The organism is Metallibacterium scheffleri, from assembly GCF_002077135.1.
GTDB lineage: Bacteria > Pseudomonadota > Gammaproteobacteria > Xanthomonadales > Rhodanobacteraceae > Metallibacterium > Metallibacterium scheffleri.
Genome location: NZ_LDOS01000002.1, coordinates 1346678 through 1372392 on the forward strand (window position 1 = coordinate 1346678; position 25715 = coordinate 1372392).

The 25715-nt window shown below is 68.0% G+C and carries 21 protein-coding genes and 1 pseudogene; 10 read left to right on the plus strand and 12 right to left on the minus strand.

Annotated features, from left to right (window positions below; translation table 11 throughout):
• Positions 1-63: 63 nt before the first annotated feature.
• Positions 64-230: pseudogene (locus Mschef_RS17290) on the minus strand (DDE-type integrase/transposase/recombinase); the annotation flags it as partial.
• Between the two features lie 293 nt (positions 231-523).
• Between Mschef_RS17290 and Mschef_RS11270 the strand changes: the two are divergent.
• Both Mschef_RS11270 and Mschef_RS11275 read left to right on the plus strand, forming a co-directional pair.
• Entirely contained in the window at positions 524-1300 is a 777-nt protein-coding gene (locus Mschef_RS11270) for a hypothetical protein (protein ID WP_136256609.1), read from the plus strand.
• A 529-nt stretch (positions 1301-1829) separates the two neighbouring features.
• Entirely contained in the window at positions 1830-2618 is a 789-nt protein-coding gene (locus Mschef_RS11275) for a hypothetical protein (protein WP_176212446.1), read from the plus strand.
• Here the strand turns inward: Mschef_RS11275 and Mschef_RS11280 are convergent.
• From Mschef_RS11280 to htpX, 4 genes are all read right to left on the minus strand, one after another.
• Positions 2518-3528: an IS30 family transposase gene (locus Mschef_RS11280; RefSeq protein WP_081128485.1), complete on the minus strand. Its 1011-nt coding sequence runs from the start codon at positions 3526-3528 to the stop codon at positions 2518-2520. The genes Mschef_RS11275 and Mschef_RS11280 overlap by 101 nt on opposite strands.
• Positions 3529-3820: 292 nt before the next feature.
• Positions 3821-4195, minus strand: coding sequence for an RNA-binding S4 domain-containing protein (locus Mschef_RS11285; protein WP_081129985.1), 375 nt, complete (start codon positions 4193-4195; stop codon positions 3821-3823).
• A 25-nt stretch (positions 4196-4220) separates the two neighbouring features.
• A complete protein-coding gene (gene htpG / locus Mschef_RS11290) occupies positions 4221-6107 on the minus strand; it encodes a molecular chaperone HtpG (RefSeq protein ID WP_081129986.1) in 1887 nt (628 codons plus the stop codon).
• Between the two features lie 68 nt (positions 6108-6175).
• Positions 6176-7069 carry a protease HtpX gene (gene htpX, locus Mschef_RS11295; RefSeq protein WP_081128487.1) on the minus strand — a complete coding sequence of 298 codons (894 nt, stop codon included), beginning with the start codon at positions 7067-7069 and terminating at the stop codon, positions 6176-6178.
• A 90-nt stretch (positions 7070-7159) separates the two neighbouring features.
• Between htpX and gluQRS the strand changes: the two genes are divergently transcribed.
• The 5 genes from gluQRS (at position 7160) to Mschef_RS11320 (ending at position 11919) form a co-directional block, all read left to right on the plus strand.
• On the plus strand, positions 7160-8089 hold the full coding sequence (gluQRS, locus tag Mschef_RS11300; RefSeq protein WP_081129987.1) for a tRNA glutamyl-Q(34) synthetase GluQRS: 930 nt from the start codon (positions 7160-7162) through the stop codon (positions 8087-8089).
• A complete protein-coding gene (phbB, locus tag Mschef_RS11305) occupies positions 8086-8826 on the plus strand; it encodes an acetoacetyl-CoA reductase (RefSeq protein ID WP_081128489.1) in 741 nt (246 codons plus the stop codon). Before gluQRS ends, phbB (Mschef_RS11305) begins: the two co-directional genes overlap by 4 nt.
• 204 nt (positions 8827-9030) lie before the next feature.
• Positions 9031-9612: a polyhydroxyalkanoate synthesis repressor PhaR gene (gene phaR, locus Mschef_RS11310; RefSeq protein WP_081128491.1), complete on the plus strand. Its 582-nt coding sequence runs from the start codon at positions 9031-9033 to the stop codon at positions 9610-9612.
• Positions 9613-9688: 76 nt separating this feature from the next.
• Positions 9689-10435 carry an acetoacetyl-CoA reductase gene (phbB, locus tag Mschef_RS11315; protein ID WP_081128493.1) on the plus strand — a complete coding sequence of 249 codons (747 nt, stop codon included), beginning with the start codon at positions 9689-9691 and terminating at the stop codon, positions 10433-10435.
• A 122-nt stretch (positions 10436-10557) separates the two neighbouring features.
• Positions 10558-11919 (plus strand): glycosyltransferase family 2 protein, encoded by a 1362-nt coding sequence (locus Mschef_RS11320; RefSeq protein ID WP_168708912.1) that lies wholly within the window; start codon positions 10558-10560, stop codon positions 11917-11919.
• Between the two features lie 100 nt (positions 11920-12019).
• Here the strand turns inward: Mschef_RS11320 and Mschef_RS11325 are convergent, their stop codons facing one another.
• A complete protein-coding gene (locus Mschef_RS11325; protein WP_081128497.1) occupies positions 12020-13753 on the minus strand; it encodes a glycosyltransferase family 39 protein in 1734 nt (577 codons plus the stop codon).
• A gap of 471 nt (positions 13754-14224) precedes the next feature.
• On the opposite strand from Mschef_RS11325, the gene thrA reads away from it, so the two are divergent.
• From thrA to thrC, 3 genes are read left to right on the plus strand one after another with little or no spacing between them, the layout of a single operon-like run.
• The gene (gene thrA / locus Mschef_RS11330; RefSeq protein WP_081128499.1) at positions 14225-16693 is read left to right on the plus strand and encodes a bifunctional aspartate kinase/homoserine dehydrogenase I; all 2469 of its coding nucleotides are present in this window, start codon (positions 14225-14227) and stop codon (positions 16691-16693) included.
• Positions 16690-17640, plus strand: a complete 951-nt coding sequence (locus tag Mschef_RS11335) for a homoserine kinase (RefSeq protein ID WP_081128501.1) — start codon at positions 16690-16692, stop codon at positions 17638-17640. Before thrA ends, Mschef_RS11335 begins: the two co-directional genes overlap by 4 nt.
• Complete coding sequence (thrC, locus tag Mschef_RS11340; RefSeq protein ID WP_081128503.1) at positions 17628-18923, plus strand: threonine synthase; 1296 nt, start codon at positions 17628-17630, stop codon at positions 18921-18923. Before Mschef_RS11335 ends, thrC begins: the two co-directional genes overlap by 13 nt.
• Positions 18924-18953: 30 nt before the next feature.
• Here the strand turns inward: thrC and Mschef_RS11345 are convergent, their stop codons facing one another.
• Genes Mschef_RS11345 through Mschef_RS11370 form a run of 6 tightly spaced genes read right to left on the minus strand, consistent with a single transcriptional unit; the run spans position 18954 to position 25714 of the window.
• Positions 18954-20228: a glutamate-5-semialdehyde dehydrogenase gene (locus Mschef_RS11345; RefSeq protein ID WP_081128505.1), complete on the minus strand. Its 1275-nt coding sequence runs from the start codon at positions 20226-20228 to the stop codon at positions 18954-18956.
• Entirely contained in the window at positions 20225-21397 is a 1173-nt protein-coding gene (proB, locus tag Mschef_RS11350; protein WP_081128507.1) for a glutamate 5-kinase, read from the minus strand. Before proB ends, Mschef_RS11345 begins: the two co-directional genes overlap by 4 nt.
• A 10-nt stretch (positions 21398-21407) precedes the next feature.
• Positions 21408-22703 (minus strand): argininosuccinate lyase, encoded by a 1296-nt coding sequence (gene argH, locus Mschef_RS11355; protein WP_081128509.1) that lies wholly within the window; start codon positions 22701-22703, stop codon positions 21408-21410.
• Positions 22700-24061: a proline--tRNA ligase gene (proS, locus tag Mschef_RS11360; protein WP_081128511.1), complete on the minus strand. Its 1362-nt coding sequence runs from the start codon at positions 24059-24061 to the stop codon at positions 22700-22702. Before proS ends, argH begins: the two co-directional genes overlap by 4 nt.
• A 55-nt stretch (positions 24062-24116) precedes the next feature.
• Entirely contained in the window at positions 24117-25091 is a 975-nt protein-coding gene (argC, locus tag Mschef_RS11365) for an N-acetyl-gamma-glutamyl-phosphate reductase (RefSeq protein ID WP_081128513.1), read from the minus strand.
• Positions 25088-25714: a GNAT family N-acetyltransferase gene (locus tag Mschef_RS11370; protein WP_136256406.1), complete on the minus strand. Its 627-nt coding sequence runs from the start codon at positions 25712-25714 to the stop codon at positions 25088-25090. The genes argC and Mschef_RS11370 overlap by 4 nt, the downstream gene beginning before the upstream one ends.
• Position 25715 lies beyond the last annotated feature (1 nt).

Below are 25715 nucleotides of genomic sequence, written 5' to 3' on the forward strand. Positions count from 1 at the left end.
GCTAACCGCGGAACGGGATAGACGAACTCATGATGCGCGGAATCAAGTCGTCCTTCTTTGCCTCCGCCAATCGTGGCTGGTGTAGACGAGCCATGGTCCGAATGAATCAACGCGCCCGGTTTGGGTTTGCGACGCCAGGCCGCCGAGAGCAACGCCTGCAAGACCAAGTCGGTATCCGCGTGATCACGCATCGCCCAGCCGATGACCTGCCGCAAGATCAGCCCAAGCACGCGACTGGATCGCAGGCATGGCCGATCGCCCTTGCCGCAATGCAACGCTTGACGCACGTGGCGATCATGCTGGCCAGCGCGGGCAGCAGCGACGTTGCGGCGCGCCTCGCGCAGCGCCGCGCGACCGCCCTGACTGCAACGCGCGCGCATTGTTTCGTTTTGGCGACACAAGCCCGAAATTCGCCCCATTCTTTTGCGGCCTGAACAACCCCGGAGTAGCTGTGCGTGCTCGCGACGGCTGATCCGGCTGCAATTCCGCGTCCGGGCGCGCCGCGTATGTGGGGAGTCGCACCATGAACAAGAACAATGCAGCGTGTCGATGGTTGCTCATGCTGGGTCTGGCGGTAACGGCGGCGGCCGGTGCCGCGCAGGCCGCGGATAGCGGAACGGTGTCGCGGATGTGGATGGCCGAGGTCACGCCCGCGCAGGATCAGGCCTTCCGCGAAGGCATGAAGACCTACGTGCAATGCCTGCATCAGCATGGCTTCAAGCAAACCGTGTGGGCATGGAGCGCGGCGACCGGTGATGTCGGCCGCTATGCCTTCGAGGTGGACGCCAAGACCTGGGCCGGCCTCGACATCACGGACCCGGCCGACAAGGACTGCGACCCGGTTTTCAATGCCAGCGTCATGCCGCACACCGCCACCTGGACCAGTTGGGTCACCGAGCGCATGCCCAAGCTCAGTCACATGGCCAAGGACAGCAAGGGCGTGCCCGCCCTCGCCTACGTGTACAGCGTGCGCATCAAGCCCGGACAGGGCCCGGCGCTGATGGAGGCATTGGAAAAATACGCCGACGCCGCGCGCGACAGCAAGTGGCCAGGGCAATGGTTCGTGCGCCAGAACAGCGGCGGCGGGCATGGCGCGTCCGACTTCACCCTGATCTGGCCCAATGCGTCCTGGGCCGAGATCGGCGCGGACTCCAACCCCACGCTGAAAGCAATGATGGAAAAGTCCTACGGCAAGGAACAGGCCGCCGCCATCCGCCAGCAATTCATGGATGCCATCGCCGAGCAGTGGGACGGCGTGTGGCGCGCCAGCAAGGAACTCAGCTACTTCCCCGCCGGCTGAAACGCACGGCCGGGCGGCGCGCCGCCGCGTGCATCCGGAATCAAACACGCGACGCCGGGTCGAATCCCGGCGTCAGAGTCTGTGAAAAATTCCGCGTCGTGCGGCATTTTTCATCGGCGCGCCCGGCACAGGTCTGTACGCGCCTCCGCGAATCAGCCACTTGCGTGACCGCTTCGCGTCCGGCCATCCATGGCCGGGCCGAGAGGCTGAAAAATTCACAGCCTCTCAGTCCGGATCGGCAAGTCTCCGCCTGAACGCGTGGCTGCAGCGCCAGTCCTGCTCACAGGGGCACGCAGCGAGCCATGCCCATGCCTTACGGATTCCATATCTTGACGCAGTGAATGCGCATCCAGTCGGGTGATCACTGATCACAAATACGACACAAAACCGCAGATCATCCTACAAACAATCCCGTGGGTGTTATCCCTTGAGCACGGTGTAGTTCAGGCGTATAGCGCGCCGATGACAGCACCGGATCCGGATGCAATCCGGCATGCGGGCGATGCTGCCATCGATGGGGAGTCACATCATGCACAAGAACACGTTTCGGGTGATGGTGGTCGCGGTGGCTGTGTTTGCCAGTGGCGGGCTCGTGGCGCAAGCCGCGGCGCCGGCGGCGGTGCATCGCTTTTACGAAATCACCGTCGCTCCGGCGCAGGACCATGCCTTTCAGGAAGGCATGAAGACCTGGCTGCAATGCCTGCACCAGCACGGGGCAACCCATGCGATGTGGGCGTTCGACCAGGTCACCGGCAATCTCGATCATTACGTCTTCGAGAGCGGCGACACGACCTGGGCCGCGATGGACTCGCACGATCCTGCCGGCAAGGCCTGCGGGCCGACCTTCGTCAGCGCGGTCGAAGCGCACTTCAGCAAGGGCAGGAGCTGGGTGGAGCAGGACATGCCCAAACTCAGCCATCCGGGCGCCATGAAGGGCATGGATTATTTCTACGTGACCGGTATCAAGGTGAGGCCCGGCCAAGGTCAGGAGTTCGAGGAGGCACTGGGCAAGTTCGCCGCGGCCGCCAGCAAGACCAAGTGGGATGCCAACTGGGACACCACGAGCGTCATCGGCGGTGGCCGTGGAGCGGAGGATTACAACATGATATGGCCCAACAAGTCCTGGGCCGAGATGGGTGAGGATCCGAGCCCGTCGGCCAAGGCCATGATGGAGCATGTTTATGGCAAGGCGGTTTCAAGGTCCCGGTGCAACAGAATCAGTGCATGGTGCCGAGCGTGGCCTCGGCGAGTCGTAGATATTCGTTGTAGACCTGCAGCGGCGTGTGGAATCCATGCCGTTGCCGAGGTCGGGTGTTGAGGCTCAACGCGATCTGGTTGAGCTCGTCTTGGCTGTACACCGACAGATCCGTGCCCTTGGGCAGGTACTGACGCAACAGGCCGTTGGTGTTTTCGTTGCTGCCGCGCTGCCAGGGGCTGTGCGGGTCGGCGAAGTAGACCGCCACACCGGTTCGCAAGGTCAACGCATCGTGATAGCTCATCTCCTTGCCCTGATCGTAGGTCAGCGTCTTGCGCAGGGCGGCCGGGATGCGCTGCAGGGCTTGGCTGAAGCTCACCAGCGCGTCCGCGGCGGTGGCGCTGCTCATCTTGGCCAGGACCACGAAGCCACTGCTGCGCTCGACCAGCGTGCCGACCGAAGAGCGATTGCCGGTGCCCTTGATCAGATCACCCTCCCAGTGGCCCGGGACCAACCGGTCTTCGACCTCGGGCGGGCGCACATGGATGCTCTGCATGTTCGGGATCTGGCCACGTCGATCCTGACCGCGGCTGCGCGGCTTGCGGGTGCTGCGGCCCTGCCGCAGGCAGGCAATCAGCTGCTTGCGCAAGTCGCCCCGCGGGGTCACGTAGATCGCGCCATAGATGGTCTCGTGCGACACCCGGTAGTCCGCCCGATCGGGGAAGGCCCGCGCCAGTATCCCGGCGATCTGCTGCGGCGACCAGCGCGCAAACAGAAGCTCATGGACCACTTCTCGCAGCGCTGGATCGTCGAGCTTGCGCGGCACCCGCGGTTTGCGTCGGCAGAGGCGCGCTCGCCCTTGCGCCGCCTGCGCGAGATAGGTCACCCCACTCGGCGCACGCCGGCGCTCGCGGCTGATCGTGCTCGCGGCACGGCCCAGCGAGCGGGCAATCGCACGCAGACTGTCACCGGCTTCCAGACGTCGCTGCATCTCCACGCGCTCATCCAAACTCAGTTCGTTGTAGGTTCGCATCGCAACAGCCTAAGCTACTCCCGCTTGGGTGTTGCACCTGGAGTTTGAGGCCGCCCAAGGCCGCGGCGGCGGCAAACCGCAAGCAGTACCTGGCGGCGATCGAACACTCGTGGTCGAGCATTTACAAGTACGACAAGGACTTGAGTTACATCCCGGCGAAGTAAGGCGCCACGGGGATGGGCGGCCCGCAGCGGGTCGCCTGTCCACGGGTTGTGGATGCAGGATGGTCGGTGCAAGACCGGCCACTCGCGCTCGCTCGGCGACTGCCAGACCGGGCGACACGGCAGCCAGTTCAGAGACCTTGCTTGAACGCGTGGATGCGGCGCCGGTCGCGCTTGCCAGGGCGCGCGGGCGGCGGCTGCGGCGTGCCGGCTTGTTGCAGGCGGCGCTGTTCGCGCAGCGCGGCGCGCGCGGCGCTGCTGGCCGGGGACTCGCGATACAGTGTTTGCGCCATGGTGGCGGGGCCGCGCGTGTTGGCCAGCGCCAGCACTTCGATCTCGAAACGCTCCTCGCCGCGCGCGATGTCCAGCCGCTCACCCACGCGCAACAGGCGCGCGGGTTTGCAGGCCACGCCGCCGCAGGCGATCTTGCCGGCAGCCAGCGCCTGTTTGGCCAGTGCGCGGGTCTTGAAGAACCGCGCCGCCCACAGCCAGATGTCGGCACGCACGCCGGGCGGCGCGGCTTCCAGGTTGTTACGCCGCCGCGCCCAGCAACAGCCGGTTGACACGCTTGACGAAGGCCGCCGGGTCGTCGAGCTGCGCGCCTTCGGCGACCTCGGCCTGCTCCAGCAGCAACAGCGCCAGATCCGTGCCGCGCGCGCTGTCGGTTTCCGCCGCGTAGCGCTGCAGCAGCGGATGCGTGGCATTGATCTCCAGCACCGGCTTGGCGGCGGGCATGGCGTGCCCCGCTTCGGCCATCAGCCGCCGCGTATGCAGGGCCATGTCGTGCGCCTCCAGCACCAGACAGGCCGGCGACTCAGTCAGACGATGGCTGAGGCGCACCGCCGACACACGCTCGCCCAGCGCCTGCTTGAGCTTGTCCAGCAGCGGCGCGGCGTCCTTTTCGGCGGCCTCGCGGCGTTCCTTCTCGGCGGCGTCCAGGGGCAGGTCCAGCTCGCCCTTGCCGGCGTGCTGAAAACGCTTGCCCTGGTACTCGCTGAGATAGCCCATCATCCATTCGTCGATGCGCTCGCTCATCAGCAGCACCTCGATGCCGCGCGCGGCCAGGGCTTCGATCTGCGCGCTGTGTCGCGCGGCGGCCCAGGATTCGGCGGTGAGGTAATAAATGAACTCCTGCCCGGCCTGCATACGACCGATGTAGTCATCCAGCGACACGTTCTGCGTGGCGTCACTGTTGTGCGTGGAAGCGAAGCGCAGCAGCCCGGCGATGCGCTCGCGATTGTCGTTGTCCTCGACAATGCCTTCCTTGAGCACGTTGCCGAAGGATTGGTAGAACCCGGCGTAGCGCGGCGCCTCGTCCTTGGCCAGCTTGTCCAGCAGGTCCAGCGTGCGCTTGCTGCAGGCGGCGCGGATCTGGCTGACCAGGCGGTTCTCCTGCAGGATCTCGCGGCTGACATTCAGCGGCAGATCGTCGGAGTCGACCACGCCGCGCACGAAGCGCAGGTAGGCCGGCAGCAGTTGCTCGCTGGCGTCCATGATGAACACGCGGCGGATATACAGCTTGAGTCCCTTGCGCTCGTCGCGGCCGCTGAACATGGCCTCGAACGGCGGCTTCTCGGGCACGTACAACAGCAACGTGTAGCTCTGCTTGCCCTCGACGCGATTGTGCGTCCACGCCAGCGGCGCGTTGAAGTCGTGGGTGAGGGTCTTGTAGAAGTTCTGGTAGTCCTCGTCCTTCAATTCGCTCTTGGGCTGCGTCCACAACGCGCTGGCGTGGTTGACCGTTTCCAGCTCGTCGCCCGGCTTGCCCTCGACCAGCCTGGGCATGCGGATCGGAAATCCGATGTGCTCGGAGTATTTCTTCACCAGTTCGCGCAGCGGCCAGGGCTCGAGGAACTCGTCCTCGCCCTCTTTCAGATGCAGCGTCAGCGTGGTGCCGCGCGCAGCGCGCTCGATGTTTTCCAGCGTGTAGGCGCTGCTGCCGTCGGATGCCCAGCGCACGCCCTCGGTGGCCGCAGCGCCGGCGCGGCGGGTTTCCAGCGTGACCTTGTCCGCGACCACGAAGGCCGAGTAGAAGCCCACGCCGAACTGGCCGATCAGGCGCGAATCGGCGCGCGCGTCACCGCTGAGCGCATCGAGAAACTTGCGTGTGCCCGAGCGCGCGATGGTGCCGATGTTCTCGATCACCTCGTCGCGGCTCATGCCGATGCCGTTGTCGCTGATGGACAGCGTGCGCGCGTCCTGGTCCCAGCGGATATCGATGCCCAGCTCGCCACCCTCGCCCATGAGTTCGGGCCTGGCGATGGCCTCGAAGCGCAGCTTGTCGCAGGCATCGGAGGCGTTGGAGATCAGCTCGCGCAGGAACACTTCCTTGTGCGAATACAGCGCGTGCGTCACCAGGTGCAATACCTGGCTGACTTCGGCTTCAAAACTGCGGGTTTCGGTGCTGGTGTCGGTCATGCTCGGGCTCCAATAAAGAAAACCGCGCTTGCGCGCGGTGTCATGCAAGGTGACTGGCAAATGGGGGCTCAGGCGGCCGCGCGCAAGGCCGCGATGCGCTCCTCAAGCGGCGGGTGGCTCATGAGCAGGCGCCGCAGGCCGTGCGCCACGTGCCCGGAGATGCCGAAGGCGGCGATGGTCTTGGGCAGGCTGGATTCGCCATAGGTGGCGCCAAGCCGCTGCAGCGCCGAGATTATCGTGCCGCGACCGGCCAGTTGCGCGCCCGCCGCGTCGGCGCGGAATTCGCGCCAGCGCGAGAAGGCCATGACGATCATCGAGGCGAACAGGCCGAACACGACCTCCAGCACCATCACGGTGACGAAATAGCCGATGCCGACCGCGCCGCCCTGTTCGCGGTTGCGTCCGCCGGACATCCACGAATCGACGACGCCACCGACGATGCGCGCGGCCACGATGACGAAGGTATTGACCACGCCCTGGATCAGCGTGAGCGTGACCATGTCGCCGTTGGCAACGTGGCCGATCTCGTGGCCCAGCACGGCGCGCACCTGTTCGCGATCCATGTTTTCCAGCAGGCCGCTGCTCACCGCCACCAGCGCGTGGTTGCGATTCATGCCGGTGGCGAAGGCGTTCATCTCGGGGCCCTGGTAAACCGCCACCTCGGGCATGCCGATGCCGGCCGCCCGGGCGTGCTCGGCGACGGTGCCGAGCAGCCAGCGCTCGGTCTCGTTCTGCGGCTGCCCGATCACCTGCGCGTGGGTCTGCCACAAGGCGATGCGCCTGGACATGGCCAGTGAAATGAATGCGCCGCCCATGCCGAACAACGCGGCGAACAGCAGCAGTCCAGGAAAGCTGTAGCCGTTCGCGGTGACGTACTGGTCGATGCCGAAGATCCGGGCGATGAGGGTGAACAGCACGAGGACCGCGAGGTTGGTGGCAACAAACAGGAGGACACGCTTCATGGGATGCCTGGGAATGCACGGCTCATGCCGCCGGACGATTCTCTGGGCCGCGCGGCGCGTTTCAAGAGTGCCAAATGGCATGATTCAGGCATGACCTACGTCGGACGCTTCGCACCCTCGCCCACCGGCACGCTGCATTGGGGTTCGCTGTTCACGGCGCTGGCCAGCTGGCTGGAGGCACGCGCGGCCGGCGGACGCTGGCTGCTGCGCATCGAGGACATCGACCCGCCGCGCGCCGTGCCCGGTGCCAGCGCGGCGCAACTGCACGCCCTGCATCGACTCGGACTGGATCCCGATGCCGAACCCTGGCGCCAGAGCCAGCGCACGGCGGCCTATGCCGCCGCACTGCGCCAACTCGTCGCAGCCGGACACGCCTATCCCTGCGCCTGCACGCGCGCCGATCTGGACGCATACGCCGGCACTCACCCGCCGCAGTGCGTACGTCCGCTGCGCGCCGACGCCGCGCAGGCATGGCGCTTGCGTGTGCCGCGCGGGGTGATCGCATTCGACGATCGGCTGCAGGGGCCGCAACAGCAGGACGTGCGCGCCGCAGTCGGCGACTTCGTGCTGCGCCGTACCGATGGTCTATGGGCCTACCAGCTTGCCGTGGTCGTGGATGACGCCGCGCAGGGCGTGACCGATGTGGTGCGCGGCGCCGACCTGCTCGATTCCACGCCACGGCAAATCCTGCTGCAGCGTTTGCTGCAATTGCCCACACCCCGTTACCTGCATGTCCCGCTGCTGCTCGATGCAGCGGGCCGGAAGCTGTCCAAATCAGCCGGCGCAACGGCCTTGCCCGAGGATGTGCTGAGCGTGCTGCGCGTGGCACTGGCGCTGCTGGGCCAACACGCCGCCGCAAGGCATCCGGCGCACGATGTCACATGCTTGCTGCGCCATGCGTGTGTGCACTACCAATCCGGAAGTCTGCCGCGCGCGCGCACGATTGCTGCGCCGCAATCGGCGGTCACGCAGGCCACGCGTACACTCGCCGGCAAGCCATCCACAAGGAGCGCAACATGACTGCACGCATCGCCCTGGTCACCGGCGGAACCGGCGGCATTGGTACCGCCATCGTGCAACGCCTGGTCCGTGAGGGGCATCGCGTCGCCAGCAATTACCGCGACGCCGACAAGGCCGAGGCGTGGCGCCAGAAAATGATCGCCGCCGGTTGCCCGGTGACGCTCGTGCCCGGCGATGTCGGCGATCCCGAGGCCGCCGCGGACATGGTGCGCGCGATCGAGAAGGCGCTCGGCCCCGTCGACATCCTGATCAACAACGCCGGCATCACGCGCGACACCACCTTCCACAAGATGACCTATCAACAGTGGATGGACGTGGTCAACACCAATCTCAACGCCTGCTTCAACGTCACCCGCCCGGTGATCGAATCCATGCGCGAGCGCAAATGGGGCCGCATCGTGCAGATCAGCTCGATCAACGGCCAGAAAGGCCAGTATGGCCAGGCCAACTACGCCGCGGCCAAGGCCGGCATGCACGGCTTCACCATCTCGCTGGCGCAGGAGAACGCGCGCTTCGGCATCACCGTCAACACCGTATCGCCCGGCTACGTGGGCACCGACATGGTGATGGCCGTACCCGAGGACGTGCGCGCCAAGATCGTCGCGCAGATTCCGGCGGGACGCCTCGGCAAACCTGAGGAAATCGCCTATGCGGTGAACTTCTTCCTCAGCGAGGAAGCCGCCTGGATCACCGGTGCCAACCTCGCCATCAACGGCGGCCACTACATGGGTTGGTAATGCGCATGTCCTGAAGCTGCCAGTGGCAGCTTCAATGCGCATCACCAGGTGAGGCAGGAGGCCGAACGGGCCGCGTCCCATGGATGGCTGCTTGCCATGCCCCAAGCCCCGGGATGCATGCCTGCCCTTTGAGGCAAGCGCGCGCGAAATTGTTGCGCAGCATCGTAAGTGGTGCATCGCAAAACAATCTGCTAAGTTTGCCGCATGGCAACATCCAATCGCATCATCAAGAAATATCCCAACCGGCGTCTGTACGACACCGAGATCTCCAGTTACATCACGCTGGAAGAAGTACGCCAGCTGGTGCTCGATGGCGAGATCTTCGAGGTGCGCGACGCCAAGACCAACGACGACCTCACGCGCAGCGTGCTGCTGCAGATCATCGCCGAGCACGAACAGCAGGGCGCGCCGATGTTCTCGGTGCCGTTGCTGACGCAGATCATCCGCTTCTACGGCGATGCGCTGCAGGGCCTGATGGGGCCTTACCTCGAACGCAGCATGCAGGTCTTTCTGGAACAGCAGCAGCAATTCCGCAAACAGCTCACCAGCGTGGTCGGGCAAACGCCGTGGACCATGTTCAATGAACTGACCACGCGCAACATGGACCTGTGGCAGAACCTGCAGCGCAGTCTGGTGGAAAGCGCCAACGCGCGCCCCGCGGCCAAGCCCGCAGCCGAGGCGGGCACCGCCGCAGGAAATGGTAGCGGTACGGGCCACGCGCACGGCGGCGCCCCGCCACGCCCGGTTCCGGCTGGTGCCAAGTCCGGCGGCAAATCCTCGCGCTGAATGTTTTTTTCCGTTTGATCTTGTTCTCACCGCCTGCGCGGCGCGTGTGTGCCCGCGGCTTGTCCAGGAGTCAGTCATGAGTGAACGCATCGCCATCGTCACCGGCGGTATCGGCGGTCTCGGCAGCGCCATTTGCCGCCAGTTGGCCCGACAAGGCGCGCGCGTGGTTGCCGCCGATCTGGCCAACCGCAGCGAACGCCTGGGGGTGTTCCGCCAGGAAATGGCCGAATTCGGCGAGCGCGTTTCCTTCAGCGCGCTGGACGTCACCGATTTCGATTCCTGCAAGCGCCTCATCGCCGCGACCGAGGCTAGCCTCGGTCGCGTCGACATCCTGATCAACGTCGCCGGCATCACCCGCGACGCCAGCCTGCGCAAGATGGAAAAATCGCAGTGGGACCAGCTCATGGCGGTGAACCTCGACGGCATCTTCCACATGAGCCGCGCCGCGATCGAGGGCATGCTGGCGCGCGGTTTCGGGCGCATCGTCAACATCAGCTCGGTCAATGGCCAGACCGGCCAGTTCGGGCAGACCAACTATTCGGCAGCCAAGGCCGGCGTGCATGGCTTCACCATGGCGCTTGCGCGCGAAGTCGCCGCCAAGGGCATTACCGTCAACACCGTGTCGCCGGGCTACTGCCAGACCGAGATGGTCATGGCGGTACCGGAGGTCATCCGCGAAAAGATCATCGCGCAGATCCCGGTCGGTCGCCTCGGCGCCCCGGACGACATCGGCCGCGCCGTGGCGTTTCTTGCCGCCGACGACACCAGCTACATCACCGGCGCCAACCTGCCGGTGAATGGCGGCTATTTCATGAGTTTCTGATGGCCGCACGCTGATGGCTGCATGGGTCGGTGCCATGGATCGCGCCGGGTGGTCGCTCGCTATTCATGCTTCGCCGCGGCGGGATGCGTATAACGGCCGCTCCTCTCCGACACTGCGGCCCGATGAGCACACAAGCCACCACGGTTGACCGGTTGGCGCGCGCCGACTCGCACGACTATCACGCGCTGCCTGGCGATCGCTACTACCGCCTGGCAATCCTGCTGGGCCTGGGCCTGCTGCTGCTCGCGAGCTGGCACCTGCAGGTATTCCACGGCGTGATCCACATGGCGCGCGAACATGGCTGGGCATCGTTCATCGTGCGCCCGGCGATGCTGTGGGCTGCGATGGGCTCGCTGATGCTGCTGTTCCGCACCCTGCTCTGGTATCGCTACCACACACCACCCAGCGCGGATATGCAGCAGGCACCACCGTTGACCGTGATCATTCCAGCGTACAACGAAGGCCCGATGGTGGCGCGCTCGATCCATTCGGTGGCCCTTGCGCGTTACCCGCGTGACCGTCTGGAAATCATCGTCGTCGATGATGGCAGCAGCGACGACACCTGGCTGCACATCGAGCAGGCCGCGGCGCAGTACCCAGGTTTGGTCAGCACGCTGCGTTTCGAGCGCAACCAGGGCAAGCGCGCCGCGCTGGAAGCGGGATTCCGCCGCGCCCGCGGCGAGGTGCTGGTGACGATCGATTCCGACAGCGTGATCGAGCCCGGCACCCTGCTGGCGATGGCCGGACCGTTCCGCGATCCGCGCATCGGTGCGGTCGCCGGCAAGGTCAGCGTGTACAACCGCGAACAGGGCCTGATCCCGCGCATGCTCAAGGTGCGCTACGCACTGTCGTTTGATTTCCTGCGCGCGGTGCAAAGCACCTACGGCACCGTCTACTGCTGCCCGGGCGCGCTGGCGGCCTACCGCACCACGGTGGTGCGGCGCGTGCTCGATGCCTGGGTCGGGCAACGTTTTCTCGGCCGCGCCTGCACCTTCGGCGAGGATCGCGCGCTGACCAACGCCATCCTCGAACAGGGCCACGACTGCGTCTATCAGCGCGCCGCCATCGTGCATACCCTGGTGCCGACGCGCTATCGCCAGCTATGCAAGATGTTTCTGCGCTGGGACCGCAGCTACGTGCGCGAGGAATTGCGTTTCGCGCGCCACATCGTCTGGAAGCGGCCGCTGCCGGCACGGGTGATCGCGCTGCTGGATCTGCTCATCACCAACCTGCGCTATCCCGTGGGTTGGGCGGTGATGACCCTGCTCGTGGTCCTGCTGCCGGGCCATCCGGATCTGCTGCTGCGCTTCGGCTCGGTGCTGCTGCTGGTGTCGGCGTTCAACATGCTGTATTACCTGCGCGGCGAGCGCTCCTGGGATTTTGTCTACGGCATCGGCTACTCGTTTTTCTCCGCGTTCGCGCTGTTCTGGATCTTCCCCTATGCGCTGCTCACCGCGCGTACGCAGGGCTGGCTGACGCGCTGAGGAGCCGGAGGCCTGGGAAATTCGACCGCCATCGCAAGGGCGCCACCAAGCGTTCGTGCCGGCGGCGGTCGCAGCAGGTGGACGATTTTTTCCTGGCCTCTCAGTCGGCACGCGTTGCGCGGATCGGCGACACGTGCTGCGCGGCGCACTGCGCGGCCGCCGCGGCACTGCCAAAGGGTGCCGCGACCCACGCCGTCGGATGCGCGAAGACCTGCGCCACGCGCAGACCCCGCGTCAACGCCGGCGCCCACATCAGCGTGTACGCGCCTGCCTGCGGCACCCGCAACCGATAGCAGCCGGTCGCCAGATGCATGGGCCGATCAAACGGCTTGCCATCAAGCCACGCATGCACGCGCCCCTGCGGCGAGAGCAGCACGTAGTCCTGACCCACCGCCACCGGCAGCGCCACGGCCTGAGCGGCGGCGGCGACCCGGAAGCGCACGCCCAGCACGCGTACATTGCCGCGCACGGGCAGGTAGTTGTGCTCGATGAAGCCGCGGTCCTCGTGCGGCATGCGGTAATCCATCAGCACCGGCGTGCCGGTGCGCACCATGTGCGCGCGCACCTGCGGGTGCAGCAGACCATGCGCGATGCGGTAGCGCGCGATGTCCTCGAACACCCAGAAAATCGGCCGCGGGCGGAAGATCGCCTCGCCCTTGGCATTCATCACATACTCGCCTGGACGCGTGAGTTGCAGCACCATGGCCAGATCGCGCTCCTGACGGTGCAGCAAGTGATCGCACCACGGCGGCCGCGCGGCGAGAATCAGCGCCAGCTCCAGGACGAACGCGCTGATGAAGCCGGCCGTCACGCGCGAACGCGTGCCCAGCCGCGACCCGGTGATGCCCAGCAGGATCAGCGGCATCGCCGGCAGCAGGTCCTGCAAGGTCAGCAGCGGCCAGAAGCTGAACAAGGCACCCAGATACAACGCGCCGCCGGCGAACGGAACCAGACGCCGCAACGTCAACACCGGATCGGCGCTGTCGCGCAAGCGCCTCCAGGTGACCAGCGCCACCAGCAGCAGCACCGCGGGAAACAGAAAATAATGCGCCGGCCCGCCGCTCCAGTCGCCGAGGCCGGGCACGATGTTGTAGGTCACCCAGAAATACCAAGCCCGCGTCAACGCCCCATGCAGCGCAAAGAACACCGCAAACGCGCCAAGCGGCAGGATCAGACCCAGCAACCAGCCAGGCACGGTGCGCAACCACGCGCGCCAGGCGATGGCGCGACCCTGCAAGCGCCAGAACAACGCCAGCATGGCCAGCGCCAGCAATTGCGTGATCAGCAGTGGCGAGCTTTTCATCGACACCGCGAACGCCAATCCGGCGAGCAGGCCGCTCAGCGCCAGCCAGCCGCGCCGCGGCGCACCGATGGCCCCCGTGGCCACGGCGCCCATCCACATCACCCACCACAGGTCGTCGGTGCGGAATTGCACGCTGGACAGGTAGGTCAGCGGAAACAGCGCGGTCAGCGCCATTGCCGTCCATGCCACACGCGTGTTCCACAGGCGGCGGCCCAGCCACCAGGTGAACGCCAGGCCCAGCGCCCAGATCGGAATGGTTGCCGTGCGCATGCACGGCACGATGTCGGCACGCGCGCCAAGCAGCGCCAGCAGCGGCGACATCAGCCACTGGAACAGCGGCGTGTGGTTGTCGAACAGGTTCACGTAGGGCAACTGGCCCTGCGTCCATGCCCACACCACGTGCAGGTGCTGCGGCTCGTCGGAATCGACCCGCAGCGACCATGCCGAGGCCAAGCGCAGCGCGAGCAGGGCCAGCACACCGAGCGCGGCGTAGGCAAACTGCGCGCGGCGGCGCGGGGTGCGCTGATTCATCGGCTACGCCTGGCAAAAGTACGCGATTGGACCGCACCGGCAAAGCATCTGCTTTGCCGACAGCTTACGAGTCCTGGACAATTGCCCAAGGCTGGACTTGCACCGCGCCCGGACCTGCCGATTATCGAGTACTGCGTGCGCGCAGAACAATGGCGTCTCGCATATCAGCGCCCGCAAGCATGGCGCCACATCCGCGGGCGGCTTGACAAAACATCCCGGCACGGCTTGACTGCGGCCATGATCACGCACGCCAGCCAGAATGCATTCACCCGTGCCAGGCATGCCGCGGGCTCGCCGTTTCCTGCCGCAGCACGCGGCAACGGCTTCACCACGACGACTACGACGACCGCGAACCGCGGCGGTCGCGTGCGCATGCCTTGAGTTGAACTGATCCATGCCCCCGACCCCGCCGATGCACGCGGCGGGGTTGCCCACCGCGGCGCATCGGCAGGGTCTCACCGGAGATCCATCATGCCTTCGCCGCCTGCGGATTCAGCACAGCCAGACCAGCGCCCCTGCGTACACAAATTCGGCGGGTCCAGCCTGGCCAACGCCGCGCGCATGGCACGCGTCAGCAGCATTCTGCGCGATGCCGGGGAACCGGCACAGCTCATCGTGGTGTCCGCGCTGCAAGGCGTCACCAACGTCCTGGTGGCGCTGAGCGAAGCCACGGATGACCCCGCCACCATGCTCGCCGATCTGCTGCTACGCCACCTCGCGCTGGCCGCGGCCAGCGCCGATGCCGCGTTGCGCGACTGGCTGCAGCGCGACTTCGACGCCTGCGCGATGCTGCTGGCGCAGGCACGCGGCGCGGGTTGCAGCAAGGCACTGCACGCCCGCATCCATGGTCGCGGCGAGATCTGGAGCGCGCGCTGTCTGCAATCGCGCTTGTGCCACGATGGCCGCGATTGCGCCCTGCTCGATGCGCGCGATGTGCTGACCGTGCACCGACACGAGATGGGCGCGCAGGTCGACTGGACGCGCAGCCAAGCCGCGTGGTCGGCATGGCGCGCGCAAAATCCGCAACCACATGTCGTGGTCACCGGCTTCATCGCGCGTGACGCGAGCGGCGCCGACATTACCCTTGGCCGTAACGGCAGCGATTACTCGGCGGCGATCTTCGCCGTGCTGTCCAACGCGCGCGAACTCACCCTGTGGGGCGATACCGATGGCATGCTCAGCGCTGATCCGCGTCTGGTCGGCGAAGCCGTGTCGCTGCCACAGCTCAGCTACACCGAGGCTTGCGAGCTGGCCTACTTCGGCGCCAGGGTAATCCATCCGCAGACCCTGCTCCCAGCGATGCAGCGCGCACTGCCGATCCGCATCCGCAACAGCTTCAATCCGGCGCACCCCGGCACACGCATCGACCACGACCGCAGCAGCGCGACCGCCGTCAAGGGTCTCAGCGCGATGCTGGGCATGGCGTTGCTCAACCTCGAAGGCGCCGGCATGCTCGGCGTGCCAGGCACCGCCGAGCGCGTGTTCGGCGCGCTGCGCGCGGCGGGTATTTCGGTGAGCATGATCTCGCAGGGTTCGTCCGAGCACTCGATCTGCTGCGTCATCCGCGATGCCGATGGCGCGCAGGCGCGCGCCGCCCTGCTGCACGCATTTGCCGCGGAGATCGGCGATGGACGCATCCAGGGCGTGACGCTGACGCGCGACATCGGCGTGATCGCCGCGGTGGGCGAGGGCATGATCGGCCAGCCCGGCGTGGCCGCGCGCCTGCTGTCCGGCATCGCACGCGCGCAAGTCAGCGTGCGCGCCATCGCCCAGGGCGCCAGCGAACGCAGCATCTCGGTCGCGGTCGGCGCCGGCGACACCACGCGTGCGCTGCGCGCCGCGCACGCGGCGTTCCTGCTGTCCGGGCAGACGCTCAGCATCGGCATCATCGGTCCTGGCCAGATCGGCACCGCACTGCTCGAACAATTGCGCGCCGCGCAGTCCCGCCTGCGTCACGAACACGCCATCGACCTGCGCGTGCGCGCCATCGCCGACAGCCGCCGGCAGTGGCTGGATGCCGGCAGCGAAATGCCTGCGGACTGGCGCGCGCGCGTGCAATCGGGCGCCGCCACGGATCTCGCCGCATTCGCCGCACACGTGCATCCCGGCCATCTGCCGCATGCCGTGATCATCGACTGCAGCGCCAGCGACGCGCTGGCCGATGCCTACGCCGGCTGGCTGCAGGCCGGCATCCACGTGATCACGCCGAGCAAACGCGCCGCATCCGGGCCACTGGAACGCTGGCAGAGCATCCGCACCGCCGCCGCAAGCAGTGGTGCGCAGTTGCGCTACGAGGCCAGCGTCGGTGCCGGACTGCCGGTCATCCAGACTCTGCGCGACCTGATCGACACCGGCGACACGTTGCGCGCGATCGATGGCGTCCTCTCCGGCACGCTGTCTTGGCTGTTCAATCACTACGATGGCAGCCGGCCGTTTTCCGCGTTGCTGCGCGAAGCGCATGCGCGCGGCTACACCGAGCCCGATCCGCGCGATGACCTCGCCGGCATGGACGTGGCGCGCAAGCTGGTGATCCTGGCGCGCGAGGCCGGGCTGGCGTTGGACATCGAACAAGTCGCGGTGCAGAGCCTGGTGCCAGAAGCGCTGATGCGCATCGAGCGCGACAGGTTCATGGCGCGGCTCGATGAGCTCGACACCGACATGGCGGCGCGCCTCGCGCAAGCGCAGCGCCGTGGCACACGCCTGCGCTACCTGGCCACCTTGGATGCGCAGGGCACGGCCACGGTGGGACTGCGCGAGATCGCCGACACGCACGCCGCGGCACACCTGCGCGCCACCGACAATCTGCTGCAGTTCAGCACGCGCCGCTACTGCGACAATCCGCTGGTCGTGCAAGGCCCCGGCGCAGGACCGGAGGTGACCGCCGCCGGCGTGTTCGCCGATCTGCTGCGCGTCGCCGGCAATCTGCGGAGAAACCCATGAAGGCAGCGACTGCAATGAACACCTGGGCGCGCGCGCGCGCGCCGTGCAGCGTCGGCAACGTCGCCGCCGGCTTCGACCTGCTCGGCCACACCTTCGCCGGACCCGCCGACGAAGTGCTGGTGCGGCGCATGCCGACACCGGGCGTGCGCATCGGCGCGATCCACGGCAGTACCACCGAACTGCCGCGCGATGCCACGCGCAACACCGCCGGCGCCGCGCTGCTGACGCTGGGTACGGCGCTGGGCCTGGACTTTGGCTTCGAGATCGAGATCTTCAAGGGCATCGCCTACGCCGCCGGGCTGGGCGGATCGGCGGCCTCCAGCGTGGCCGCCGTGGTCGCTGCCAATGCATTGCTGCCCAATCCGCTGACGCGCGAACAGCTTTATCCTCACGCGATCAGCGGCGAAGCCGTGGCCAGCGGCGCGCGCCACGGTGACAACGTCGGCGCGATGCTGCTCGGCGGCCTGGTGCTGGCCAGCGCCGAGCGCCTGCTGCGCGTGCCGGTACCCACGGGCGTGCACTGCGCGGTGGTGCATCCGCATTGCGAACTGCAGACGCGCGCCGCACGCGCGGTGCTGGCCGTGCCGTATGCCTTGCACGAGTTCGTCGCGCAAAGCACGTACCTGGCACTGTTGCTGGCGGCGTGCTATCGCGGCGAGGTGCAACTGCTGCGCGAGGGCCTGCACGATGTGCTGGTCGAACCGCGCCGCGCCGCGCTGGTGCCAGGTTTCGCCAGTGTGCGCGCGGCGTTGCTGGATGCCGGCGCGCTGGGCGGCAGCCTGTCCGGCGCCGGGCCCAGCGTGTTCGCCTGGTGCGCGGACGCCGCTTCGGCGCATACGGTTCTGGCCGCGATGCGCGCCGCCTTCGCCGGCCACGGCATCGACAGCGACGGCTGGGTGGCGCCGGTCGACGGTCCGCGCGCGGAGGTCATCGCATGCGGTTCCTGAGCACGCGCGGCGGCGCGCCAGATGCCGATCTGGCGCAAGCGCTGGCGGCCGGCCTGGCGCCCGATGGCGGCCTGTACCTGCCCGCAACGCTGCCGCGCATCGATCTTGCGACACTGGCCGCCGCGTCCACACCGGCCACGGTCTGCACCGTGCTGTTGCGTCCGTTTTTCGCGGGCAGCGCGCTGGCAGCCGATCTGCCCACGCTGTGCGAGTCAGCCTTTGCGCAGCCGCTGCCGCTGCGTCGCTTGCATGGCGAGGCCGACTTTGTACTGGAGTTGTTCCACGGCCCCACCGCCGCCTTCAAGGACATCGGCGCACGCTTTCTGGCCGCGGCCCTGCAGCACCTGCGCACGCCCGCTGCGCAACCCCTGACCATCCTCGCGGCCACCTCTGGCGACACCGGCGCGGCGGTGGCGGCGGCGTTCCACCTGCGCCCCGGTTTCCGCGTGGTGATCCTGTATCCCGCGCACGGCGTGTCGCCGCGCCAGGCGCACCAGCTCGGCGCGTTCTCCAACAACGTGCTGGCCCTGCGCGTCGCCGGCACCTTCGACGACTGCCAGCGCATGGTGAAGGCCGCGCTGGCCGATCCGGAACTGCGTGCGCGAGCCGCGCTGGCCTCGGCCAACAGCATCAGCCTGGGGCGCTTGCTGCCGCAGGCCGGCTACTACGCATGGGCGGCGCTCGAGCACTGGCGCACGCACGCTCGCCCGCTCTCGTTCATCGTGCCCACCGGCAACCTGGGCAATGCCACCGCAGCGGCCCTCGCACGGCGCATGGGCCTGCCCATCGCGCGCATCGTGCTGGCCTGCAATGCCAACGACACCCTGCCGCGGTACTTCGCCGGTGCCACCTACCGGGCGCAGCGCAGCCGGCGCACGCTGGCCAACGCCATGGACGTGGGCGCACCCAGCAACTTCGAGCGCCTGCGCGCGCTGTATCCGGACGACGCCGCGCTGCGCGCGGACTTCGCGGCGTTCACGGTGGACGACGCGACCATCGCGGCCACGCTGCGTGCCGCGGAAGATCGCCACGGCCTGCAGCCCTGTCCGCATACCGCCACGGCGCTGCACGTGCTCGAGCAACTGCGCCTGCAGGGCGACGCGCGCGACTACGCGGTGGTGGCCACGGCGCACCCGGCCAAGTTTCCCGAAGTGGTCGAACCCGCCTTCGGCCATGGCGTCGACACGCCGCCGGCGCTGGCGGCGCTGCTGGCACGACCCAGCCACGCGCAGCCGCTTGCGGCCACCGACGCGGCCCTGCGCGCGGTGCTGCGCGCCGACTGAGTCGCATGCAATGGGCGCCGGCTGCGCCGATCATCCTTGGCCGGGGTGACGCACCTGCCCGTTGCCGCGCACCACGTAGCGCTCGATGGTCAGCGATTCGGCGCCCATCGGGCCGTAGGCGTGCAGGCGCGTGGTGGAAATGCCGATCTCGGCGCCCAGGCCCAGCTCGCCGCCGTCGTTGAAACGCGACGACGCGTTGACCATCACCGCGGCGCTGCGCGTGCCGCGCACGAAGCGTTCCGCCGCCTGCGCGTCGCCGGTGGCGATGACCTCGGTGTGGTCCGAGCCGTACTGCGCGATATGCGCCAATGCCGCGTCCAGGCCGTCGACCACGCGCACGGCAAGAATCAGGTCGAGGAACTCGGCGGCGTAGTCGTCGTCACTGGCGGGCCGCACCGCGTCCGACCACGCGCGCGTGCGCGCGCAGCCGCGCAGCTCCACGCCGCGCGCGGCCAGCGCGGCCAACGCCTGCGGCAGAAAACGCGGCGCGATGGCGGCGTCGACCAGCAGTGTCTCGATGGCATTGCACACGCCCGGGCGCGAGGTCTTGCCGTCGATCAACAGCTCCAGCGCCATCGCCGGATCGGCGCTTTGCTCCACGAACAGATGGCACACGCCCTTGTAGTGCTTGATCACCGGCACGCGCGCGTGCTCGGCGACGAAGCGGATCAGACCCTCGCCGCCGCGCGGGATGGCCAGATCGACCAGATCGCTGAACTGCAGCAGCTCGACCATGGCCTCGCGGCTGGGGTCCTGCACCAGCGTCACCGCTGCGGCCGGCAGACCCTGTGCCTGCAATGCCGCGCCCAGCACGCCGGCGATGGCGGCATTCGACTGCCGCGCCTCCGAACCGCCGCGCAGGATTGCCGCATTCCCCGCCTTGAGGCACAGCGCCGCGGCATCGGCGGTGACGTTGGGACGCGCCTCGTAGATCATCGCGATCACGCCCAGCGGGATGCGCACGCGCTCGACCACGAGACCGTTGGGGCGCGTCTCGCGCTGTGTGACCTTGCCGACCGGATCGGGCATCCCGGCCACCGCGCGCACCGCCGCGGCCATGGCAGCGACGCGCGCAGGATCGAGTTTCAGGCGATCGAGCAACGCGCCCTGCGGTCCTGCGGCTCGGGCCGCGTGCATGTCGCGCGCATTGGCCTCCAGAATGTCCGCGCTGCCGTCGGCCAAGGCGTCGGCCATGGCGACCAGCAAGGCATGCCGTGCATCGGCATCGAGCGCTGCAATGGCGATCGATGCCGCATGGCAGGCCTCGGCCTGCAGGCGCAGCGTGCTGCTCGATCCGCGGCTCATGCGTGCGTGTCTCCCCCGCGGTCGGCTTCGCGCACCGCGGCCAGATCGTCACGATGCACGATCTCCGCACCGCAGGTATAGCCCAGCAACGCTGCGATCTCGCGGCTGTGGTGGCCGGCCAGTCGCGCCACCTCGACCGCCGTGTACTGGCTGAGACCACGCGCCACGGGCCGGCCTTCGGCATCGACGATTTCCACCAGGTCGCCGCGATGGAACTCGCCGCGCGCGCCCAGCACTCCGCCAGGCAGCAACGAGGCACGCCCTGCGGCCAGCGCCTTGGCGGCGCCGGCATCGACACACACCTGCCCCGTACTCGGCGCGTGGCGCAGCCAGTACTTGCGCGCCTGCATGCGACTGGCCGGCGCCTGCACCAGCGTACCCTGCAGTTGTCCACGACCCAGCGCCTGCAACACGGCGGCGTCACGGCCACTGAACAAAGCGGTGGAAATGCCGGCGGCCGCGGCCTTGGCCGCAGCCTCCAGTTTGGTGCGCATGCCGCCGGTGCCGACGCTGCTGCCACTGTCGCCGGCCATGGCCATGACTGCGGGCGTGATTGCATCGATGCGAGCCAGTGGCTGCGCATGCGGGGCCTTGCGTGGGTCCGCGCTGTACAGCGCGTCGACATCCGAGGCGATCAGCAGCAGGTCGGCGTCGACCAGCGCAGCGACGATCGCGGCGAGATTGTCGTTGTCGCCCAGCTTGAGCTCGTCCACCGCCACGGTGTCGTTCTCGTTGACTACCGGCAGCACGTCCAGCGCCAGCAGGCCGCGCAGTGTGACGCGCGCGTTGAGATAACGGCGGCGATTGCGCAGATCGTCGTGGGTCAGCAGCACCTGCGCCACCGGGCGCGCGCTCAGCGATTGCCACAACGCGATCATCGGCGCCTGACCCAGCGCCGCCAGCGCCTGCCGCGCGGCGAGGTCGCCTGCGGCCGGCGCGTGTTCGCGCAGCAGCGCGCGACCTGCAGCCACCGCGCCGGACGAGACCAGCACCACCTGCCGTCCCGCGGCATGGCTGGCGGTCACGAAATCGGCCAAAGCCGCCGCATGACGCGGGGTCAGCCCACCACCATCGGCCGCCAGCAGGTTGCTGCCGACCTTCAGCACCGCGCGCCGCCACGCCGGCAGCGCCTGCGGCTGCAGTGGCGATGGCGTGCGCGTCGCGGCCATGATGCGGGCCTCAGGAAGCGAGCGCGTCGAGCCGGGCGCGCAACGCGTCGAGCCGCAGGTCGAGACCCGCGCCCGGCGATACCCGCTGCGCCAGACTGGCCTCCGGCGTGCGTCCCGATCCCGCATGGGTGGCTACGTTCGCCGCCGCGCGGTAAGCATCGCGGAACGGCACGCCGGCGGCGGCCTGCTCGATGGCCACGTCGGTGGCGTACATCGCCGGCTCGATGGCCGCGCGCATGGCGGCCTCGTTCCACTGCAGGCGCGCGAGCAGGTCCGGCAGCAGCGCCAGCGCCATCAGCCCATGGCGCACGCCGTGGTACAGCGAGCCCTTGGAGAACTGCAGATCGCGCTGGTAGCCCGATGGCAGCGACAGCAACTGCTCGATCTCGCAGCGCGCGGCGGCCACCGGCGCATAACTGGCGCGCAGCAATTCCACCACGTCCGGGTTGCGCTTGTTGGGCATGATCGAGCTGCCGGTGGTGTACTCCGCAGGCAAGACGACGAAGCCGAACTCGGCGGTGGTGAACAGCGACAGATCCCAGGCCAGGCGACGCAGGTCGAGCATGGCGCTGCCGAGGGCTTCCATCGCGGCCATCTCGAACTTGCCGCGCGAGAGCTGCGCGTACACCGGCGAGACCTGCATGCGCGCGAAACCCAGCGCCTGGGTCGTGTACGCGCGGTCCAGCGGCAGGTTGACGCCGTAGCCCGCGGCCGTGCCCAGCGGGTTGGCGTCGATCCACTCGCGTGTCTGCCGCGCGCGCAGCAGATTGTCGATGTAGCCTTCGGCGAAACCGGCGAACCACATCGCGGTCGAGGACACCACCGCGCGTTGCAGGTGGGTGTAGCCCGGCAGCGGCAACGCCGGCTGCGCCGCGCGGTCGAGACACACCGTGGCGATGGCGCGGCAATGCGCCTCCAGCTCGTCGAGCTTGTCCTTCAGCCACAGGCGCGTGGCCACCAGGATCTGGTCGTTGCGGCTGCGCCCGGTATGCACGCGGCGGCCGGCATCGCCCATGCGCTCGGTCAGGCGCGCCTCGATCGCGGAATGGCCGTCCTCGTAACGCGCGTCCAGCACGAAGGCGCCGCTTTCGAAATCCGTGGCCAGCACATCCAGCTCGCGCAACAGCGCAGCCGCATCGTCGCCACTGACCACGCCGATGTTGGCCAGCCCCTGCACGTGCGCCTTGCTGGCGGCGATGTCGTGCAGGAAGAACTCGCGATCGAGGATCACGTCGTCGCCGGCGGTGAACGCCATGATGCGCGCGTTGGTCGCGACGCCCGCCTTCTGCCACAAAAGATCGCTCATGGTGATTGCCTGCCTGTCTGATCCGCATCGAAAGGATGTTGCGCGGCCAGCGCCTGGAGCACGGCCTCCGCAGTGAGTTCGCGGCGCTCGCTGCTGGCGCGGTGTTTCAGTTCGACCGTGCCGGTTTCCAGCCCGCGCGGCCCCACGATCAGCTGCCACGGCAGACCGATCAGGTCCATCCGGGCGAACTTGGCGCCGGGGCGCTCGTCGGTATCGTCGTACAGCACTTCGGTGCCCGCTTGGGCCAACTGGTCCTTCAGCATCGCGCAGATAGCGTCGGTGCGCGCGTCGCCGACCTTGAGGTTGACCAGGCCCACGCGGTAAGGCGCCACCGCCTCGGGCCAGACGATGCCGTGCTCGTCATGGCTGGCTTCGATGATCGCGCCCAGCAGGCGCGACACGCCCACGCCGTAGCAACCGCCGTGGATCGGCCGCTCGGCGCCGTCCGGACCGGTCACGTGCGCCTTCATCGGCAGCGAATACTTGGTGCCGTAGTAGAAGATCTGGCCGACTTCGATGCCGCGCGCCAGCACGCGCTGCGCGTCCGGCACCTCGCGCTCGAAACGTGCCGCGTCGTGCACATCCCCGGTGGCCGCGTAGGGTGCGATCCACTGTGCGATCAGCGGCGATAGGTCGCCCGCGTAATCCACGTCCTCGCCCGGCACCGGCAACTGCAGCAGCGCCTTGTCGCAGTACACCGCCGACTCACCGGTCTGCGCCAGCACGATGAACTCGTGCGAGAGGTCGCCGCCAATCGGCCCGGTCTCGGCGCGCATCGGGATCGCGCGCAAGCCCATGCGCGCGAACATGCGCAGGTAGGCGACGAACATGCGCTGGTACGAGCGCCGCGCGGCTGCCTCGTCGAGGTCGAACGAATAGGCGTCCTTCATCAGGAACTCGCGGCCGCGCATCACGCCGAAGCGCGGGCGTTGCTCGTCGCGGAACTTCCACTGCACCTGGTACAGAGTCATCGGCAGGTTGCGCCAGGAATGCACGCAGGCACGGAAGATCTCCGCGACCATCTCCTCGTTGGTCGGCCCGTATAGCAGCTCGCGTTCATGACGGTCGCGGATGCGCAGCATCTCCGGGCCGTAGGCGTCGTAACGGCCGCTCTCGCGCCACAGTTCGGCCAGCTGCAGCGTGGGCATCAGCAGCTCGACCGCGCCGGCGCGGTCCATCTCCTCGCGCACGACGCGTTCGACGTTGCGCAGCACGCGCAACCCCAGCGGCAGCCAAGCATAGATGCCGGCGGCTTCCTGCCGAATCAGGCCGGCGCGCAGCATCAGCCGGTGCGAGGCAATCTGCGCCTCGGCAGGATTCTCCTTGAGGGTGGGCAATAGGTATTGCGAAAGACGCATGGCGGGAACTCCTGAAGGACGGGGCGAACGATGGTGAAGTTGGCGGAATGCCGCTTCACGGTCGTGCCGCGGCGTCCAACGGAATGCCCTCCAGTTCGGGGTGGCCCAGGGCGCGGTTGAGGTTTTGCAGCGCCTGCGTCGCCGCGCCCTTGAGCAGGTTGTCCAGCGTCACCACCAGCACCGCGCGACGACCGTCGTCGCCCAGTGCGAAGCCACCGATCTCGGCATGATGCCGGCCGGCGATGCGGCTGACCCAGGGCGGATCGTCCCGCACGCGCAGCAGCGGTTCGTGCGCATAGGCGTCACGGAACAGCGCGCGCAGCGCCGCGACGCCGTCCAGCGGCGACGCCAGCGGCGCGTGCACCGTCAGCGTGATGCCGCGAAAATACGCTGCGACGTGCGGCATGAACGCCACCGGCTGGCCAAGCCGGTGCGTGACCTCGCGCTCGTGCAGGTGCCCGGTCAGCTGGTAGGGCATGAGGTTGTCGCGCAGCTTGTCCGCATCGTTCTTGTCCGAGGGCGTGGTGCCGGCGCCAGAGTAGCCCGAGACGCCAAAGCAGGCCGGCATGCCGCCCAGCAGACCGCGCAGCGGCGCCAGTGCCAGCTGCATGGCGGTGGCGTAGCAACCGGGGTTGCTGATGCGGCGCTGGCCAGCATAGTGCGCGCGGGTCAACTCGGGCAGACCGTAATACCAGGCCTTGTCGAAACGGTAGTCGGCCGAGAGGTCGACGATCAGCGTGTCCGGCGCGGCGGTGTCGATCGCCTCCACGTAGGGCGCGGCCTTGCCGTTGGGCAGCGCCAGCACCACCACGTCGGCGCTTCTGGTCGCCACGGCGGCGGGATCGAGGCTTTCGTAGCGAAGCTCGCCTTCGTAAGTGTCGTTGTGGTCGCTGACGCGCTGGCCGTCCAGCTCGCGCGAGGAAACGAAGCCCAGACGCAGATGCGGGTGGGCGTGGACGAGGCGGATCAGCTCGGCGCCGGCATGGCCACGCGCGCCGACGATGCCGACGGTGTGCACGTGCTCGCTCACGATGCCGTCTCCGCGGGCGCATGGCGGTCGAGCCGCTCGCGCAGGTGGGCGCGCAGCGCCGGCCACTCGTGGTCGAGGATCGAGAACACCACCGAATCGCGCACGCTGCCGTCGCGATGGCGCATGTGGTTGCGCAGCACGCCGTCCTGTTTCGCGCCCAGCCGCGCGATGGCGGCGCGCGAGGCGTGGTTGAACCAGCTGGTGCGCAACTCCACGGCGATGCAGCCCAGTGTGCCGAAGGCGTGCTCGAGCAACAGCAACTTGGCTTCGGTGTTGAGACCGGTGCGCTGCACGCGCTGCGCGTACCAGGTGTAGCCGATGCTGAGCCGCGGCACGCCCGGCGCAAGGTCGTAATAACGCGTGCTGCCGACGATGCTGCCGCCGGCATCGCACACCACGAAGGGCAGCGCGCGGCCGGCGGCCTGCTCGGCCAGCGCGGTGGCAACGTAGGCCTGCACGCCCGCGGGATCCGGCACGCTGCTGTAGAACGACTGCCACAGCGCGCCATCCTGCACGGCGCTGGCCAACGCGGATGCATGCGCGGCAGCCAGCGGCTGCAGGCGCACGTGTGTTCCGGCCAGTGTCGGTACCTGCTGCCAGCGTGCGCTCGTGGTGATCGGCATG

Excerpts from the sequence above, each read along its gene's own strand:
- htpG (WP_081129986.1), bottom strand. The coding sequence starts at position 6,107 with ATGACCGACACCAGCACCGAAACCCGCAGTTTTGAAGCCGAAGTCAGC.
- Mschef_RS11335 (WP_081128501.1), top strand. The coding sequence starts at position 16,690 with ATGAAGGCAGCGACTGCAATGAACACCTGGGCGCGCGCGCGCGCGCCG.
- thrA (WP_081128499.1), top strand. The coding sequence starts at position 14,225 with ATGCCTTCGCCGCCTGCGGATTCAGCACAGCCAGACCAGCGCCCCTGC.
- gluQRS (WP_081129987.1), top strand. The coding sequence starts at position 7,160 with ATGACCTACGTCGGACGCTTCGCACCCTCGCCCACCGGCACGCTGCAT.
- htpX (WP_081128487.1), bottom strand. The coding sequence starts at position 7,069 with ATGAAGCGTGTCCTCCTGTTTGTTGCCACCAACCTCGCGGTCCTCGTG.
- proB (WP_081128507.1), bottom strand. The coding sequence starts at position 21,397 with ATGGCCGCGACGCGCACGCCATCGCCACTGCAGCCGCAGGCGCTGCCG.
- Mschef_RS11325 (WP_081128497.1), bottom strand. The coding sequence starts at position 13,753 with ATGAATCAGCGCACCCCGCGCCGCCGCGCGCAGTTTGCCTACGCCGCG.
- phaR (WP_081128491.1), top strand. The coding sequence starts at position 9,031 with ATGGCAACATCCAATCGCATCATCAAGAAATATCCCAACCGGCGTCTG.
- Mschef_RS11345 (WP_081128505.1), bottom strand. The coding sequence starts at position 20,228 with ATGAGCCGCGGATCGAGCAGCACGCTGCGCCTGCAGGCCGAGGCCTGC.
- Mschef_RS11370 (WP_136256406.1), bottom strand. The coding sequence starts at position 25,714 with ATGCCGATCACCACGAGCGCACGCTGGCAGCAGGTACCGACACTGGCC.
- proS (WP_081128511.1), bottom strand. The coding sequence starts at position 24,061 with ATGCGTCTTTCGCAATACCTATTGCCCACCCTCAAGGAGAATCCTGCC.
- argH (WP_081128509.1), bottom strand. The coding sequence starts at position 22,703 with ATGAGCGATCTTTTGTGGCAGAAGGCGGGCGTCGCGACCAACGCGCGC.
- Mschef_RS11270 (WP_136256609.1), top strand. The coding sequence starts at position 524 with ATGAACAAGAACAATGCAGCGTGTCGATGGTTGCTCATGCTGGGTCTG.
- thrC (WP_081128503.1), top strand. The coding sequence starts at position 17,628 with ATGCGGTTCCTGAGCACGCGCGGCGGCGCGCCAGATGCCGATCTGGCG.
- Mschef_RS11280 (WP_081128485.1), bottom strand. The coding sequence starts at position 3,528 with ATGCGAACCTACAACGAACTGAGTTTGGATGAGCGCGTGGAGATGCAG.
- phbB (WP_081128493.1), top strand. The coding sequence starts at position 9,689 with ATGAGTGAACGCATCGCCATCGTCACCGGCGGTATCGGCGGTCTCGGC.
- Mschef_RS11275 (WP_176212446.1), top strand. The coding sequence starts at position 1,830 with ATGCACAAGAACACGTTTCGGGTGATGGTGGTCGCGGTGGCTGTGTTT.
- Mschef_RS11320 (WP_168708912.1), top strand. The coding sequence starts at position 10,558 with ATGAGCACACAAGCCACCACGGTTGACCGGTTGGCGCGCGCCGACTCG.
- phbB (WP_081128489.1), top strand. The coding sequence starts at position 8,086 with ATGACTGCACGCATCGCCCTGGTCACCGGCGGAACCGGCGGCATTGGT.